This is a genomic window from Caballeronia sp. EK (assembly GCF_014384845.1).
Classification (GTDB): domain Bacteria; phylum Pseudomonadota; class Gammaproteobacteria; order Burkholderiales; family Burkholderiaceae; genus Caballeronia; species Caballeronia jiangsuensis.
On sequence record NZ_JACSUE010000002.1, the window covers coordinates 702,187 to 716,378 of the forward strand.

13 protein-coding genes are annotated in these 14,192 nt (G+C 63.2%); 7 read left to right on the forward strand and 6 right to left on the reverse strand.

Features of this window, described 5'->3' with window-relative positions:
• Positions 1-233: 233 nt before the first annotated feature.
• From IAG25_RS07665 to IAG25_RS07675, 3 genes are read right to left on the reverse strand one after another with little or no spacing between them, the layout of a single operon-like run.
• Positions 234-3,272: an FAD-binding and (Fe-S)-binding domain-containing protein gene (locus tag IAG25_RS07665; protein ID WP_187604308.1), complete on the reverse strand. Its 3,039-nt coding sequence runs from the start codon at positions 3,270-3,272 to the stop codon at positions 234-236.
• A gap of 54 nt (positions 3,273-3,326) precedes the next feature.
• Positions 3,327-4,091 (reverse strand): 2-keto-4-pentenoate hydratase, encoded by a 765-nt coding sequence (locus IAG25_RS07670; RefSeq protein WP_187604309.1) that lies wholly within the window; start codon positions 4,089-4,091, stop codon positions 3,327-3,329.
• On the reverse strand, positions 4,088-5,308 hold the full coding sequence (locus IAG25_RS07675; protein ID WP_187604310.1) for a pyridoxal-phosphate-dependent aminotransferase family protein: 1,221 nt from the start codon (positions 5,306-5,308) through the stop codon (positions 4,088-4,090). Before IAG25_RS07675 ends, IAG25_RS07670 begins: the two co-directional genes overlap by 4 nt.
• 164 nt (positions 5,309-5,472) lie before the next feature.
• Between IAG25_RS07675 and IAG25_RS07680 the strand changes: the two genes are divergently transcribed.
• Positions 5,473-6,222 (forward strand): GntR family transcriptional regulator, encoded by a 750-nt coding sequence (locus tag IAG25_RS07680; protein WP_187604311.1) that lies wholly within the window; start codon positions 5,473-5,475, stop codon positions 6,220-6,222.
• 90 nt (positions 6,223-6,312) lie between these two features.
• The gene (locus IAG25_RS07685; RefSeq protein ID WP_187604312.1) at positions 6,313-6,675 is read left to right on the forward strand and encodes a hypothetical protein; all 363 of its coding nucleotides are present in this window, start codon (positions 6,313-6,315) and stop codon (positions 6,673-6,675) included.
• Between the two features lie 15 nt (positions 6,676-6,690).
• Here the strand turns inward: IAG25_RS07685 and IAG25_RS07690 are convergent, their stop codons facing one another.
• Entirely contained in the window at positions 6,691-6,858 is a 168-nt protein-coding gene (locus IAG25_RS07690) for a hypothetical protein (RefSeq protein WP_187604313.1), read from the reverse strand.
• 159 nt (positions 6,859-7,017) lie between these two features.
• Between IAG25_RS07690 and IAG25_RS07695 the strand changes: the two genes are divergently transcribed.
• Positions 7,018-7,941, forward strand: coding sequence for a DNA-3-methyladenine glycosylase family protein (locus tag IAG25_RS07695; protein ID WP_187604515.1), 924 nt, complete (start codon positions 7,018-7,020; stop codon positions 7,939-7,941).
• Positions 7,942-8,018: 77 nt separating this feature from the next.
• Here IAG25_RS07695 and IAG25_RS07700 read toward each other — a convergent pair whose 3' ends face one another.
• On the reverse strand, positions 8,019-9,128 hold the full coding sequence (locus IAG25_RS07700; protein WP_187604516.1) for a peptidyl-alpha-hydroxyglycine alpha-amidating lyase family protein: 1,110 nt from the start codon (positions 9,126-9,128) through the stop codon (positions 8,019-8,021).
• Between the two features lie 179 nt (positions 9,129-9,307).
• Between IAG25_RS07700 and IAG25_RS07705 the strand changes: the two genes are divergently transcribed.
• Both IAG25_RS07705 and IAG25_RS07710 read left to right on the forward strand, forming a co-directional pair.
• Positions 9,308-9,730: a hypothetical protein gene (locus IAG25_RS07705; protein ID WP_187604314.1), complete on the forward strand. Its 423-nt coding sequence runs from the start codon at positions 9,308-9,310 to the stop codon at positions 9,728-9,730.
• Positions 9,731-9,788: 58 nt separating this feature from the next.
• On the forward strand, positions 9,789-10,349 hold the full coding sequence (locus tag IAG25_RS07710) for a TetR/AcrR family transcriptional regulator (RefSeq protein ID WP_222946404.1): 561 nt from the start codon (positions 9,789-9,791) through the stop codon (positions 10,347-10,349).
• A gap of 9 nt (positions 10,350-10,358) precedes the next feature.
• Here IAG25_RS07710 and IAG25_RS07715 read toward each other — a convergent pair whose 3' ends face one another.
• Positions 10,359-11,312: a D-2-hydroxyacid dehydrogenase family protein gene (locus IAG25_RS07715; protein ID WP_187604316.1), complete on the reverse strand. Its 954-nt coding sequence runs from the start codon at positions 11,310-11,312 to the stop codon at positions 10,359-10,361.
• Between the two features lie 264 nt (positions 11,313-11,576).
• On the opposite strand from IAG25_RS07715, the gene IAG25_RS07720 reads away from it, so the two are divergent.
• Positions 11,577-12,677, forward strand: coding sequence for a hypothetical protein (locus tag IAG25_RS07720; protein WP_187604317.1), 1,101 nt, complete (start codon positions 11,577-11,579; stop codon positions 12,675-12,677).
• A 170-nt stretch (positions 12,678-12,847) separates the two neighbouring features.
• Complete coding sequence (locus tag IAG25_RS07725) at positions 12,848-14,188, forward strand: TAXI family TRAP transporter solute-binding subunit (RefSeq protein ID WP_238216293.1); 1,341 nt, start codon at positions 12,848-12,850, stop codon at positions 14,186-14,188.
• The last annotated feature ends 4 nt before the right edge of the window (positions 14,189-14,192 follow it).

Consider the following 14,192-nt stretch of genomic DNA (forward strand, 5'->3'; position numbering starts at 1 on the left):
CGTGGGCGCGACGCCTTCGCTTTTCGAAAGGCGCCCCATGTCACGGCATGCGGAACTTCGCGTGGGTACGTCGGATGAGGACAGCGGCTCGATATGAGCCCGCTTATTGCGTTCTGCGGCGCAGCTTGCGAATGCGTGGTTTGCGCGGTGATGTCATCGCTCGTCTCCTGGGTCGCGGCTCGTTTGATGTCCGCTGTTTTGCTTCGGTGAATGAAACTCTGGTCCCGCCGTTGTCAATCCTTTGCGTCGAGCGCCATCGCCAGAACGCGTGCGACATGCAGCGCTTCTCTTTGCGCACCGTCCGCGATCTGATGACGGCAGCTCGTCCCGTCCGCCACGATGAGCGCGTCAGGTGCCGCACGCACGGTCGGCAATAGCGACAGTTCCGCCATCGCCTGCGACGCGGCGTAGTGCTCCGCTTCATAGCCAAAGCTGCCCGCCATGCCGCAGCATGACGATTCGACCGTCTTCACTTCGAGCCCCGGAACCCAGCCGAGCACTTTCTCGATGGGGCGCACGGCATCGAATGCCTTTTGATGGCAATGGCCATGCAGCAACGCTTTCGATCGATCCAGCGCCTTCAGCTTCAGTCGCAAGCGCCCTGCTGCCTCTTCGCGCACGAGAAATTCCTCGAACAGAAAAGAAGCTCGTGCAAGGTCGCGAGCGCTATCGCCATAGCCGTAGCCGAGAAACTCGTCGCGCAACGAGAGCAGGCACGACGGTTCCAGTCCGACGATCGCCACACCACGTTCGACATACGGCATGAGCGCATCGAGCGCGCGGCGCGCTTCGGCCTTCGCTTCATCGACGAGACCCGCCGAGAGGAACGTGCGTCCGCAACACAGCGGCCGCTCGCCCGCCTTGATGTTCAGGTGAACCGTGTAGCCGGCCGATTCGAGCACGCGCTTTGCGGCCCGCGCGTTCTCCGGCTCCATGTAGTTGTTGAAGGTATCGACGAAGAGCAGGACTTCGTTAGTCGCAGATGCAACCGGATTGCTGGCCGCATCGGTGAAAAAGGGCTTTGCAAAACGCGGAAACATTCGCTCCGGCGCGAGGCCGAGCGTGGACTTGAGCCAGCGTGCAACGCCCGGCATATTCGCTTCGAATGCGTTCGACAGCGCCGGCATGCGGCTCGCAAACGGCGCATAGCGCGGCAGGAACGCAATCAATCGCTCGCGCAGGCGCAGGCCATGACGTTCGGTCCATGCGGCGCGCGCCTCGATCTTGATGCGCGCCATATCGACGCCTGTCGGGCAATCACGCTTGCAACCCTTGCACGACACGCACAGATCGAGCACGTCCTTCACATCCTGACTCGCGAGCCCGTCATCGCCCAACTGTCCCGACAGCGCGAGCCGCAACGTGTTCGCGCGGCCGCGCGTGAGATGCTGCTCATCCTTCGTGATGCGATAACTCGGGCACATCGTGCCCGCATCGAACTTGCGGCAATGACCGTTGTTGTTGCACATCTCGACCGCTTTCGCGAGTCCACCCGACAGATCGCCGCCCGACCCCGCCGCACCCTCTTGTCCCGTCGATGGATCGCGCGTCACGTTCCATGCGGACCAGTCGAGCCGCGGCGTCAACGCACGCTCGCGATAAGAAGGAGGGAAGCGGAAGTTGCGCGCATCGTCCATCTTCGGCGGAGCGACGATTCGATCCGGGCTCAAGCGGTTCTCCGGATCGAAGAGCTGCTTGATCTCGCGAAAGGCCTGGTTGATACGCGGGCCGTATTGCCACGCAACCCATTCGCCGCGACACAAGCCGTCGCCGTGTTCGCCCGAGAATGCGCCCTTGTATTCGCGCACCATCGACGCGGCCTCTTCCGCGATCGCGCGCATCTTGATGGCCCCGTCGCGGCGCATGTCGAGAATCGGCCTCACATGCAGCGTGCCGACGCTCGCATGCGCATACCACGTACCTTCGGTTCCGTGCTGCCTGAAGACTTCGGTCAGCCGGCTCGTGTATTCGGCCAGATGTTCGAGCGGCACCGCGCAATCCTCGATGAAGGACACCGGCTTGCCGTCGCCCTTCATGCTCATCATGATGTTGAGGCCCGCCTTGCGCACTTCCCACAGCGCTTTTTGCGGACCCGCATCGGGCATCTGCACGACCGAGTTGGGCAAGCCGAGATCGCTCATCAGCTCGACGAGTTGTGCGAGCTTCGCGACTTGCGCATCGTGGTCCGCGCCGGCGAACTCGACGAGCAGGATCGCTTTCGGCTCGCCGACCAAAGCCTTTTCGATCACGGGCCGGAAGGCGGGATTCGACATCGCGAGATCAATCATCGTGCGATCGACGAGTTCCACCGCGACCGGTCCAAGCTTCACGATGTGCTGCGTCATGTCCATCGCGTCGTAGAAGCTCGGGAAGTTCACCACGCCGAGCGTCTTGTGCGCGGGCAGCGGCGCAAGCTTCAATGTCAGCTGACGGCTGAACGCAAGCGTGCCTTCCGAACCGACCAGCAGGTTCGCGAGATTCGGCTCGCCGTCTGCGCTGAAAGCGAGCGGGCTCTGGCAATCGAAGAGATCGAGGTTGTAGCCTGCGACGCGCCGGAGGACCTTGGGGACGTGCTCGCGCATTTCCTGCTGCTCGCGCAGCGCGATGCCGCGCACGCCGTCGACGAGATCGCGCATACGTGCATCGTTCGTCATGGCCGAGAGCTTGCCGAATCGCGCTTCGTGACCATCAGCGAGGATCGCGTCGATCGCATCGACGTTATGCACCATGATCCCGTATTCCATCGAGCGCGAGCCGCACGAGTTGTTACCCGCCATGCCACCGATCGTGCATTGCGCGCTCGTCGAAACGTCGACCGGGAACCACAGACCGTGCGGCCTGAGCCACGCGTTCAGATGATCGAGCACGACGCCCGGTTCGACCGTGACCGTGCGTGCATCCTTGTCGAAATGAACGATGTTGTTGAGCCACTTCGTCGTGTCGATGACGAGCGCCTCGCCGACCGTCTGCCCACACTGGCTCGTGCCCGCACCGCGCGCGAGCACGTTCGCGTGGCTGTCGCGTGCAACCTGCAATGCGAGGCGCAAATCGTCCTGATCCTTTGGCACGACGACGCCGAGGGGCATGATCTGATAGATCGACGCATCGGTGGCGTAGCGCCCGCGCGATGCGCGATCGAACCTCACATCGCCTTTCAGCTCGCGTTGCAGTCGCGCCTGCAGCGGCGTCGGCGTGGACCCGGGCCGCGCACGCGCGGAAGCGGGCATCAAATGAATCGGCTTGACGAGCCGGTCTGTAGGGGAATTGAGCATCGTCGCTGTCGGTGAGTGCCAGAGCGCTGTGCGGTTCGTGGCCTTATGAATGCGTTATGCGAAATGCAATTCGACGGCAGGCAAGCCCTCGATGCTGCCCACAGCCGTGCCGGGTGCTTCGGGGAACGCGAGGCCGGTGTACGAGCCCGCCGTGAGCACGGTGCCGCGCTCGACGGCAAGCCCGCGCGACACACTGTGGTTCACCGTCCAGGCAAGCAGGCGACGCGGGTCGCCCGCAGGGTTCGCGGGGGAGCCCTGGAAGAGCGGCGCGCCGTCGAAGGTGAACGTCATCGCGGGCGATACGAAGGGAAACGCCGCGTCGTAAGGCACGCCGTCGCCCACGATCAACGCGCCATGGTTCTGCAGGTCGGCGAGCTGCCAGGGCTTCTCGACATCGGGCCACGCGGCGAAACGGCTCGCCACGACTTCGATCGCGGCATGCACCGACTCGATCGCGGCAAACACGTCTTCATCGCCATAGGGACCGCTGCCCGGTTCGAAGCGCCGACCGAGCCTGAACGCGACTTCGAGTTCCAGTCCAGACTTGCCGAATGCATGCATCGAGAGACGCGCGCCTGAATCATGCATGCCATCGGCAGGAAGCGGCGCGCCCTGAATCGGCCCATCGTGCGATTTCGCGCCTACCTTCCATCCGCCGATGTCCGCGTTCAGCGCACGCAACGTCGCTTCCTGCGCGGCGTAGGCTTCATCGGCGTTCTGCGGACGCGCGCTTTCCGGCAACACTTCGAGCTTCGCCCGATGCGCGCGGGCCTCGACAAAGAGCCGTGCGAGCGCGTCGGCGTCGAACACGGCGCTCATGCTGCCGCCTTCAGCGCGGGCTTCGCGACGTGACTCGTCAGGTAGTCCATCGCCGCCGCGACACCGCTGCCCTTCAGTCCGATACCCGCGAGCCTCAATCCCATCTCGCAGCCGGAGAGCGCGGCCATCAGCGTTAGATCGTTGCAATCGCCGAGATGGCCGATCCGGAACATACGTCCCTTCACCTTGCCGAGCCCCGTGCCGAGCGACATGTCGAAGTGTTCGTAGATGAGCTTGCGCACCGCATCGGCATCGACGCCTTCGGGCGTCATCACGCCCGTCAGCACCGGCGAATACACGGCGGGATCGGCGCACTGAATCTCGAGTCCCCATGCGGTGACCGCCGAGCGGCACGCGGCCGCGAGCCGTTGATGGCGAGCGAACACGTTATCGAGCCCTTCGCCGAGGATCATGTCGAGCGCTTCCGAGAGCGCGTAGAGCAGGTTCGTGTTCGGCGTGTAAGGCCAGTAACCCTGCTTGTTCATCTCGATGATCTCGTTCCAGTCCCAGAACGCACGCGGCAGCGTGGCGCGTTTCGACGCCTCGCGCGCCTTCTCCGATACCGCATTGAAGCTGATTCCGGGCGGCAGCATCAAACCTTTCTGCGACCCGGAGACCGTGACGTCCACGCCCCATTCGTCGTGACGATAATCCGCCGACGCAAGACCCGAGATCGTGTCCACCATCAGCAGCGCAGGATGCTTCGCGGCGTCGATGGCGCGCCGCACGGCGGCGATATCGGACGTCACGCCCGTCGACGTTTCGTTATGCACCACGCATACGGCCTTGATCACGCCCTGCGTGTCCTCACGCAAGCGCTTCTCGATCATGTCGGCCTGCACGCCGCGCCGCCATCCGTCGATACCGGGCAAACCCAGAAACTCCGGCTTGAGCCCGAGGTTCTCGGCCATCTTCTTCCACAGCGTAGCGAAGTGGCCCGTCTCGTACATCAACACCGTATCGCCGGAACTCAGCGTGTTGCAGAGCGCCGCCTCCCATGCACCCGTGCCCGATGCCGGATAGATCACCACCGGCTGACTCGTCTTGAAGACCTTCTTGATGCCATCGAGCACCTTCAATCCCAGCGCGCCGAACTCGGGGCCGCGATGATCGATCGTCGGATAGCTCATTGCACGCAGAATGCGATCGGGTACCGGACTGGGCCCCGGGATCTGCAAAAAGTGACGGCCAGCAGGATGGAAATCGAGCTTGAACATGAGTCCGCGTCCTCTTAGATGTAATTTTGCATGCAAAATACAATAACGCAGTGATCGAGACGCGTAAAGGAATACATAGGCCGAACGGCCTAGGGATAACCCGCTGGCGGTTTTTTCCGCTAGCGCTGGGTTAAAATTGCCGTAAATGGAATCAGAGGTATTGAATGCAAAATCCCGATTTTCCGGAAACGCACGTTTCCTCGTCACTGCCGAAGGTCGAACGCCTGCGCCTGCACGACACCGTCGTCGATCATTTGCGCGGCTTCATCGTCGAGGGCTTGCTCGCGCCGGGCGTGAAGCTCAACGAGCGCAAGCTATGCGAGACGCTCGGCATCTCGCGCACGCCGCTTCGCGAGGCGCTGAAGGTGCTGGCCGCCGAAGGCCTCATCGAGATTTCGCCGAACCGGGGCGCGTCGGTATCGCAGATGAGTGAGTTCGAGATTCGCGAGATGTTCGAGTTGATGAGCGGGCTGGAGGCGTTTTCAGGTGAACTGGCGTGCGAGCGCATCACGCCGCTGGAGATCGCGGAGATAAAAGCCCTGCATTACGCGATGCTCGCGTGCCGCGCGCAAAACGATCTCTCGGGCTACTACAGCCGCAACCAGGCCATTCACGACAAGATCAACGAAGCCGCGCGCAATACCGCCTTGCGTCAGACCTATGTGTCGATCAACCGGCGTCTGATGGCGCTGCGTTTTCGTTCGAACTTCCAGACGCCGAAATGGGACAGCGCCATTCGCGATCACGAAGAGATGATCGAGGCGCTCGAGACTCGTGACGGCAGGCGCATGGGCGAGATCCTGCGCAAGCACTTGCTGTCCAAGCGCGATGCGGTTCTCGCCGAGCGCACGCTGACGACGGTGAAACCCGCAACACAAAAAAAGCGTGCGACGAACAAAGTAGACGGTGGATGAGCGCTAGAGAATAGAACGGTCACGCGATTTCTCGGAAGATGGGATACGATACCGGCCTACGGCCGCCAGAGCCTTCTACCGGGGAAAACCTTGACCAGAATTCGAGGGGTATGCATCGCGCTCGGCGCGGTGCTCGTCATCACGGGCTTCACGTTCTATCACTCTTCGGACTTCGACACTGCGCAGGCCGCAATGGACCGCCAGACTGTCGACTGCCTCACGCGCGGACTCACGCGTGACGAGAAAGTCCGCATCGCCCAACTGACCGCGGTGCACGACCGCGAAGGGCTTCGTCCCGTCTACAGTGATGTCCTCTCGCGCTGCGTCGTGCGTTCCGATCAATGGGACCGCCGTCCGCAACTGGTCACGAGCGCGCGCCAGGTCCTGTCTCAAGACCCCGAATTCAGGCAGATGCTGAACGCGAGCACGATGGAACTCGCGCGGCGTCCCTGATTCCGCGCGCATCGATCAAGCCGTCAGCCCGCTGCCCGCGCCGAGTTGAACCTCGGCGCGTGTGCTCGCCGCATGCGCACTGAGCACGGCGATTTCATGCTGCGTGTAATGCGTGACCGGCGCGATGGCCGCGAGCGCGGCGGTGATGACGATGGCGGCGATGCTGATCGAGATAGCGTTCATGTTCGGCTCCTTTGGCTGTTGTCGCTGAATCGTTGCTGTCGATGTGAGGCATTGTGGCCGCCTAAAGTTAGCGAAGAGTGAGCATCGGCGCGCGACGATCATGCAGGCTGCCGGAGTAAGATCGGCATGCAATCGACCATCGCGCATACGGCATTCAAAATGCATTCGACCATCGATACATCGACCGCCGCGCTCGAACTGCCCTTCAAGCGGCCTTTCGACTGGACGCGCATGCTGAAATTCATCGCGGGGCGGGCGTCCGCGGGCGTCGAATCGGTTGAAGACGGCGTCTATCGACGTGCGATCGAATGGCAAGGCGACGACGGCACCGTCGAAGTGAAGCCGCACGAAAGCAGGCATCGGCTCGTCGTGAACGTCGAGGGCGCGGTGGCGCGCCACGCCGATGCGCTCGCCGCGCCGCTCTCGCGCATGTTCGATCTGCATGTCGATCCACGCGAAATCGCCCGGTGCCTCGGCGATGACCCGGTGCTCGCGCCACTCGTCGCGGCCGCGCCGGGCTTGCGCGTGCCGGGCGCGTGGTCCGGCTTCGAGCTCGTGGTGCGAACGATCGTCGGACAACAGGTGAGCGTGAAAGGCGCATCGACGATCACGAATCGCATCGTGCAGCGCGCGGGGAAAAAGATCGCGGGCCATCCGCACGAAGGCACCGCGTGGCGCTTTCCCACACCCGCCGAGCTCGCCGCCGCCGACCTGGAGAAGATCGGCATGCCGACGAAGCGCATCGAGACCGTGCAACGCTTCGCACACGCGGTGGCGACCGGCGCGTTGCCGCTCGACGAACCGGGCGCCGACATCGAACTTCTGAAACGTGACATGCTCGCGATGCCGGGCATCGGGCCGTGGACCGTCGGCTATGTCGCGATGCGCGCGCTACGCGATCCCGACGCGTGGCCCGACGCCGATCTCGTTCTCATGCAGGCGATCGCGCGACGCGATCCGTCACTGGCGAAGCCTGCCCAGCAGCGAGCGCGCACCGAACGCTGGCGTCCGTGGCGCGCCTACGCGGCGATGCACCTGTGGAACGGCGTGGCGATGGAAACGGGACTTGCGCGCGGCGGCTGATATCGCATGCAACCGACCGCGATCGCATGTTGCGTGCATTTTGTACGCATGCAAAATGCCGGGAAGCGATGCCGGATTCACCCATGCAATACGAGCTTCTGCACTCGCCAGTTGAGCAGTTCCGCCACGAACAACGTGTTCTCCGCCGGACACGCCATTTCGTGAATCCATCCGAACTGCTTCAGTTGCTTGCCCGATCGACCGAGCACGCCCAAGAGTTTTCCATCGAGCGATAACTTGTAGATCCTGCCGGGAAACGCATCGGCGGAATACAGGAATTGAGTCGGACCCGGCGAAATGCAAATGGCCCACGGCGATCCCGGCGCAAACGTGCCCGCCGCGATCGCGGCTTCATCGGGCATGTTGCCGATAGCCGGGCGCGCATCGGGCGGCACGGGCACGTCGATCGTGAATTGCCGCTGAAAATTCCCTTCCCCGTCGAAGACCTGAATGCGCCGGTTGCTGCGATCAGCGACATAGACCAGGCCGCTTCTGTCGACGGCAATGCTATGAGGCGTATGGAATTGCCCCGGCTCCTTGCCGCGCTCGCCCCAGGACTTGAGCCAGTTGCCGTCCTTGTCGACCTTCGCGACGCGCGAATTGATGTATCCGTCGCTGATGTACGTGTTGCCCGCGGCATCCCATGCGACATCCGTGACTTGTCGAAAGCGGCCGGGCTCCGAAGGCAACGGCGGATTCGGATGCTTGAGCGGCGCGGTATCCTCATCCGATGCTTCCTGCTTGCGTCCGAACACCATCGCGACACGGCCTTCGGGCGTGAACTTGATGATCATGTCCGAGCCCTTGTCCGTGACCCACACGTTGTCCTGCCGATCCACCTTGACCGTATGCGCGAACGACCACGCATAAAGGTTATGGCCGATCTCGCGCACGAAACGTCCGTTGCGATCGAATTCGAGCAATTGCGCCGCGGCCGCGCCATATGCGGGGCCGATGCTATTGCCGCGCGAGAGCACGAAGATATGTCCCGCCGAATTGAGCGCGACGCCGGAGCATTCGCCGAAATATACGTCGCGCGGCAAACGCACCGGATCGGGAACCGAGTCGTAGGCAATGGCCGGCACGTCGTTGTCGGCGTAAGCGAGATGCGGAAAGAGCGCGAGCGCGGCGGCGCTCTGGCCCGCGAGCATCAGAAAGCGCCGGCGGCTTGCAGCGCCCGGCGTCATGTCGCAACATGGGCAGTACATCGAGTGTCGAAGACTCACTGTTACCCTCCTCTTGTTCGTCGCATGCAATGATGAACATCGATGGTCGGCTTGCTTCGCGATGCGAGAGGAAGTGTAGTGCATGAATCGCATTATTCACATGCACGTGCTTTTATCGCTTTCAACGCTGAAAGGACATCATGACCGAATCCTGGCAATATCAAGTTCGAATCCGGCTCGCGCCCGAATACGCGGCTCTGGCGCGTCAAGATCCTGCGAGCGAAAAGCTCGCGCCGATCAACGCAGTGCTCATCAGGCACGATGCCCAATTGAAATGCCAGTACGACGCCTTCGCCGACTACGTCGCGCAAGCGGAGCGAGATGGCATCGAGCACTATCCGCTCTATCGATGGACGCGCGAAACCATCGAAAATCCCGCTAAAAAGGCGAAATATCTCGAAGCGTTCACGCTTTATGTGAACGGCGACGAAGTCTATGACAAGGCGCTCGCCGATGCACTGGAGGAAGCTCTTCAGTTACTCGCAAGCGATGCGATCGTCGATATCCGCAAGCTCGATACGAACCCCGCAAACAATCCGCAACCGCCTTCGTATAACAATTGACGAGGTTGACGTCGTGCATCGCTCGAGCTAAGGTTTGGTAAATCAACCAAAATCCGGAATGCGCCCCGTGCAGGATCGTCGTCAAACCATACTCGAAGCCGCGCTCGCCACTTTGCGCGAAGAAGGCTATTCGGGATTCACGCAACCGCGCGTCGCCGCGCGCGCGGGCGTGCGTCAGAGTCATCTCACGTACTATTATCCGACGCGTCTCGCGTTGATCGAAGCCGTCGCGCGCACGGCGATCGACGGCCAGCTCGCCGCCGTCGATGCCTTCGCGGGCGAAGCGTCGCTCAAGGTCACTGCTGCATCGATCGCCAATGTCGCGATACGCCACGAGAACACCCGCGTGCTGATGGCGCTCGCGCAAGCCGCCGACGAAGAGCCGACCATCCGCAGCCTCTTTCGCGAACTCGCGGAAGGCGTCGCGGTGCGCATCACGCGCATGCTCGAAGCAATGGGCCTCGCCGTGACGAAAGAGCATGTGGCGATGGTGCATGCGCTCGTCGTCGGGCTTGCGGTCATCGATCTCGCGATGGGCCGCTCGGACGGCAAGCGTCGCGCGAGCAGCGCAATCGAAACCTTGTTCTCGCTGCTGCCCGACGAATCGAAGCCTTCATAAGCAGGACGATCACGCCTTGCGCGCATCGAGCCATTCGACGATATTGCGCACCGTATCGCCATAAAACGTGCGATACAGCTCCTCCGATACATAGCCGATATGCGGCGTCGCCAGCACGTTCGGCAGCGCGCGCAGTGGGTCGTTTGCAGCGAGCGGCTCTTCGTCGTACACGTCGATGGCCGCGCCCGCGAGCCTGCCCGATTTCAACGCGTCGACGAGCGCAGCGCTATCGACGATCGGCCCACGCGACGTGTTCACGATACGGCTCGTCGGCTTCATCTGCGCGAGTTCCTTCACGCCGACGAGATGATGCGTGCGCTCGCTCAGCCGCACGTGAACCGAGAGCACATCGGAAGTCTTGAAGAGCGTGTCCTTGTCGACGAGTTGCACGCCCTTTTCTTCGGCGCGCTCGCGCGTGAGGTTCTGGCTCCACGCGATCACGTTCATGCGAAACGCGCGGCCGATCACGCCGACTGCCGATCCCACGCGCCCGAGCCCGAGCAGGCCGAGCGTCTTGCCCGCCAGTTCGGTGCCGAGGCCCACCTGCCAGCCGCCTTCCTTGAGCGAGCGGTTTTCGGCGGGGATGTTGCGCATCATCGCGAGAATCAGCGCCCACGTGAATTCGATCGTCGGTGTGGACGCGTAGCCCGTGTGACGCACTTCGATGCCGCGTTCGGCGGCGGCTTCGAGATCGATCGATGCATTGGCCGCGCCCGTCGACGCAATCAGTTTCAGGTTCGGCAGATGGTCGATGATGTCGCGCGAGAACGGCGTGCGCTCGCGCATTGCACACACGACGTCGAAGGGGCGCAGGCGTTCGAGCAGCGCGTCGCGATCGGCGATGTGATCGTTGAACACGGTGATCTTGGCGCGTCCGTCGAGCGGCGACCAGTCGGCCATGGAAAGCGAGACATGCTGATAGTCGTCGAGAACGGCGACCTTGATCGGATCGGATGTGGCCATGATGGTTTCGTCTGGTTTGTTATTACGAATGGATCGAGCGGCAGCCGCCAGTGTGACGCAATGCGCGAATTTATGTCGCGCGGGGCCTCGGCGAGTTTCCATGAAGCCCGGCAAAGCCTTGCTGCATAAGCCGGAGCGCCGTCTCCGAATGCATGACATGGCGTGAAATAAGTTACCGCGGGACTTCGCGTGTGCCCTTCTCTATAGTCACTTCCGTCGCCACACGAAACGCAACGTGGCCTTGAGAACCGAGAAGGACATCCCGTGAAAAACAGATCGACTTTCGCTTCAAACGTCCGAGTTGCTTCCGCCTCCGACGCGAGTTCCGGCAAGAGCCGCATGCGCCAGTTGCTGGTATTCGCGGCGGCCGCCGCCCTCACGCTGTGCAGCAGTTCCGCCTTCGCTGGATGGGCGCGCGGCGGCACGGCCTACACCGGCCGCGGCGAATATCAGGGCGCGCACGTCGGTTCCTGCGGCGGCGGAAGCTGCTCGCATGCGGGCGCCGTCGAAAATCCGTGGGGCCGCGTCGGCACCAACTCCGGCACCGTGACGCGCACCTCGCCCGGCCAGTTCTCCAACTCCGGCACCGCCTACGGTCCGAACGGCCGCTCGGTACAACATGCGGGCGACACGAGCTGCGCCAGCGGCAGTTGCTCGCACAACGGCAGCGCGACCGGCCCGAACGGCAAGACCGCGACCGGCAGCGATACCGTGACGCGCACGGCGCCCGGACAATACTCGTCGTCGGGCTCGGTGACGGGGCCGAACGGCAACACGTCGACGCACTCGGCATCGACGAACTGCGCGGGTTATACGTGCAACCGCTCCGGCACCGTCAACACGGCGAATGGCGGCACGGTGGCGCATTCAGGCAGCGCGACGAGCGTAGCGCCGGGCGTGGTCACGACCTCGAGCACCGCGACGGTCACGAACGGCTCGCATAGCACGACGGTCGTCGGCGGCGGCACGGTCACGTCGAGCACGACGGTGGTTGCCACCGCGCCGGTCGTCACCGGGACGACGGTCATTGCCGCGCCGGTGATCGTGCCGCCCCCGCCGTCTTCGACGACCGTGGTAGTCGCTCCGCCCCCGGCTTCGTCGACGGTCGTGGTCACGCCGCCTCCGCCGCCGCCCGCCAAGACCGTGGTGGTCGCACCGGCCCCGGCTCCGGTCAAGACCGTGGTGGTCGCACCGGCCCCGGCTCCGGTCAAGACCGTGGTGGTCGCGCCGGCCCCCGCTCCGGTCAAGACGGTGTATGTCGCACCGCCGCCGCCCGCCAAGGTGGTTTATGTCGTGCCGCACCGCGCGGTCCTGATTCCGGGCCATTGGGTCGGCCGCTTCTGGATTCCCGCTCACTGGGCATAAGCGGGCATCGACGAAAACGAAGGCCGGCCGCATGCGCGCCGGCCTTCTCGTTTTGTGCGCACCTCGCGTTACACTGCGAAGCAACGCCGCTTCCGACACAGACACGACATGCTCCATGTCTTTCCCGGCACACAAGCAGTCACGACCGCACGCTCATGACGAGGCATGGCATGAAACGCCCGCATCTGCCTCGCGATCATGCAAAAGGCGTCCTGCACGACATCACGTGGACGGCCGGTCCCGTCGTGCTGGTCATTGCGATCATCGTCGCGCTCGTCTACTGGCTCGTCGATCCCGCGCCGCCCAAAACCATCACGATGAGCGCGGGCCAGCCGGACAGCTCGTTCTACGTCATCTCGCAGGAATACGCGAAGCTGCTCGCGCGTAACGGCATCACGCTGAAAGTGCTGCCCTCGGACGGCTCCGTGCAGAACCTCGAACGTCTGCTCGATCCGAAGCAACACGTCGATCTCGCGCTCGTGCAAGGCGGTATCGCGACGAGGGAAGAAGCGTCGAAGCTGATGTCGCTCGGCAGCGTGTCGTATGTGCCGCTCGTCGTGTTCTATCGTGGCAAGGGACTCACGCTGCTGTCGCAACTGGAAGGCAAGCGCATCGCGATAGGCCGCGAAGGCAGCGGCACACGCACGCTCTCACTGAAGCTGTTGGAAGCCAACGGCATCTATCCGGGTGGCGATACGAAGCTTCTGCCGACCGACGGCCTGCAAGCCGCCACGCAACTCGTCAGCAACGAAGCTGACGCGGTCTTTCTCTCCGGCGACTCCGCGACGCGCGGCCTGATGCTGCGTCTCTTGCGCGTGCCCGGCATCTCGGTGATGGACTTCAACGAAGCCCTCGCATATACGCGCCTTTTCCCTTATCTCGACGATATCGAGCTACCCCCCGGCGTGCTCGATCTCGGCCGGCGCATCCCGCCGGAGTCCGTGCATCTGATCAGTCCGACAGTCGAGCTGGTCGCGCGGCCGACTTTGCATCCGGCGTTATCCGACTTGCTCATCGAAGCGGCGCAGGAAGTGCACGGCACGGCCGGCTTGCTGCAACGCGCTGGTCAGTTCCCGAGCCCTGTCGCGCACGAGTTTCCGATCAGCGAGGACGCTAGCCGCTATTACCGCTCGGGCAAGAGCTTTCTTTATCGAACGCTGCCGTTCTGGCTCGCGAATATCGCGGATCGCGCGCTCGTGCTGTTGCTGCCCGTTGCGGTGCTGATCTTTCCCGCGCTACGGCTCGTGCCCGCGCTGTATCGATGGCGCGTGCGCTCGCGCATCTATCGTTATTACGGCGCGCTGATCGCGGTGGAGCGCGGCGCGATGCGCGTCACCAGTGAAGAAGAACGGCGCGCGTTGCTGGTCGAACTCGATTACATCGAGGAATCGCTGGATACGATCAGGCTGCCGCTCGCTCACGCCGATGCGCTCTACGTCCTGCGCGAGCATGTCAGCTTCGTGCGCTCGCGCTTGACCGAAGCGTCGCGGCGAGACAAGAGCATGGCCTAACCGA

Excerpts from the sequence above, each read along its gene's own strand:
- IAG25_RS07675 (WP_187604310.1), bottom strand. The coding sequence starts at position 5,308 with ATGTTCAAGCTCGATTTCCATCCTGCTGGCCGTCACTTTTTGCAGATC.
- IAG25_RS07700 (WP_187604516.1), bottom strand. The coding sequence starts at position 9,128 with ATGACGCCGGGCGCTGCAAGCCGCCGGCGCTTTCTGATGCTCGCGGGC.
- IAG25_RS07710 (WP_222946404.1), top strand. The coding sequence starts at position 9,789 with ATGCGCCCCGTGCAGGATCGTCGTCAAACCATACTCGAAGCCGCGCTC.
- IAG25_RS07695 (WP_187604515.1), top strand. The coding sequence starts at position 7,018 with ATGCATTCGACCATCGATACATCGACCGCCGCGCTCGAACTGCCCTTC.
- IAG25_RS07715 (WP_187604316.1), bottom strand. The coding sequence starts at position 11,312 with ATGGCCACATCCGATCCGATCAAGGTCGCCGTTCTCGACGACTATCAG.
- IAG25_RS07725 (WP_238216293.1), top strand. The coding sequence starts at position 12,848 with ATGAAACGCCCGCATCTGCCTCGCGATCATGCAAAAGGCGTCCTGCAC.
- IAG25_RS07705 (WP_187604314.1), top strand. The coding sequence starts at position 9,308 with ATGACCGAATCCTGGCAATATCAAGTTCGAATCCGGCTCGCGCCCGAA.
- IAG25_RS07670 (WP_187604309.1), bottom strand. The coding sequence starts at position 4,091 with ATGAGCGCCGTGTTCGACGCCGACGCGCTCGCACGGCTCTTTGTCGAG.
- IAG25_RS07680 (WP_187604311.1), top strand. The coding sequence starts at position 5,473 with ATGCAAAATCCCGATTTTCCGGAAACGCACGTTTCCTCGTCACTGCCG.
- IAG25_RS07665 (WP_187604308.1), bottom strand. The coding sequence starts at position 3,272 with ATGCTCAATTCCCCTACAGACCGGCTCGTCAAGCCGATTCATTTGATG.
- IAG25_RS07690 (WP_187604313.1), bottom strand. The coding sequence starts at position 6,858 with ATGAACGCTATCTCGATCAGCATCGCCGCCATCGTCATCACCGCCGCG.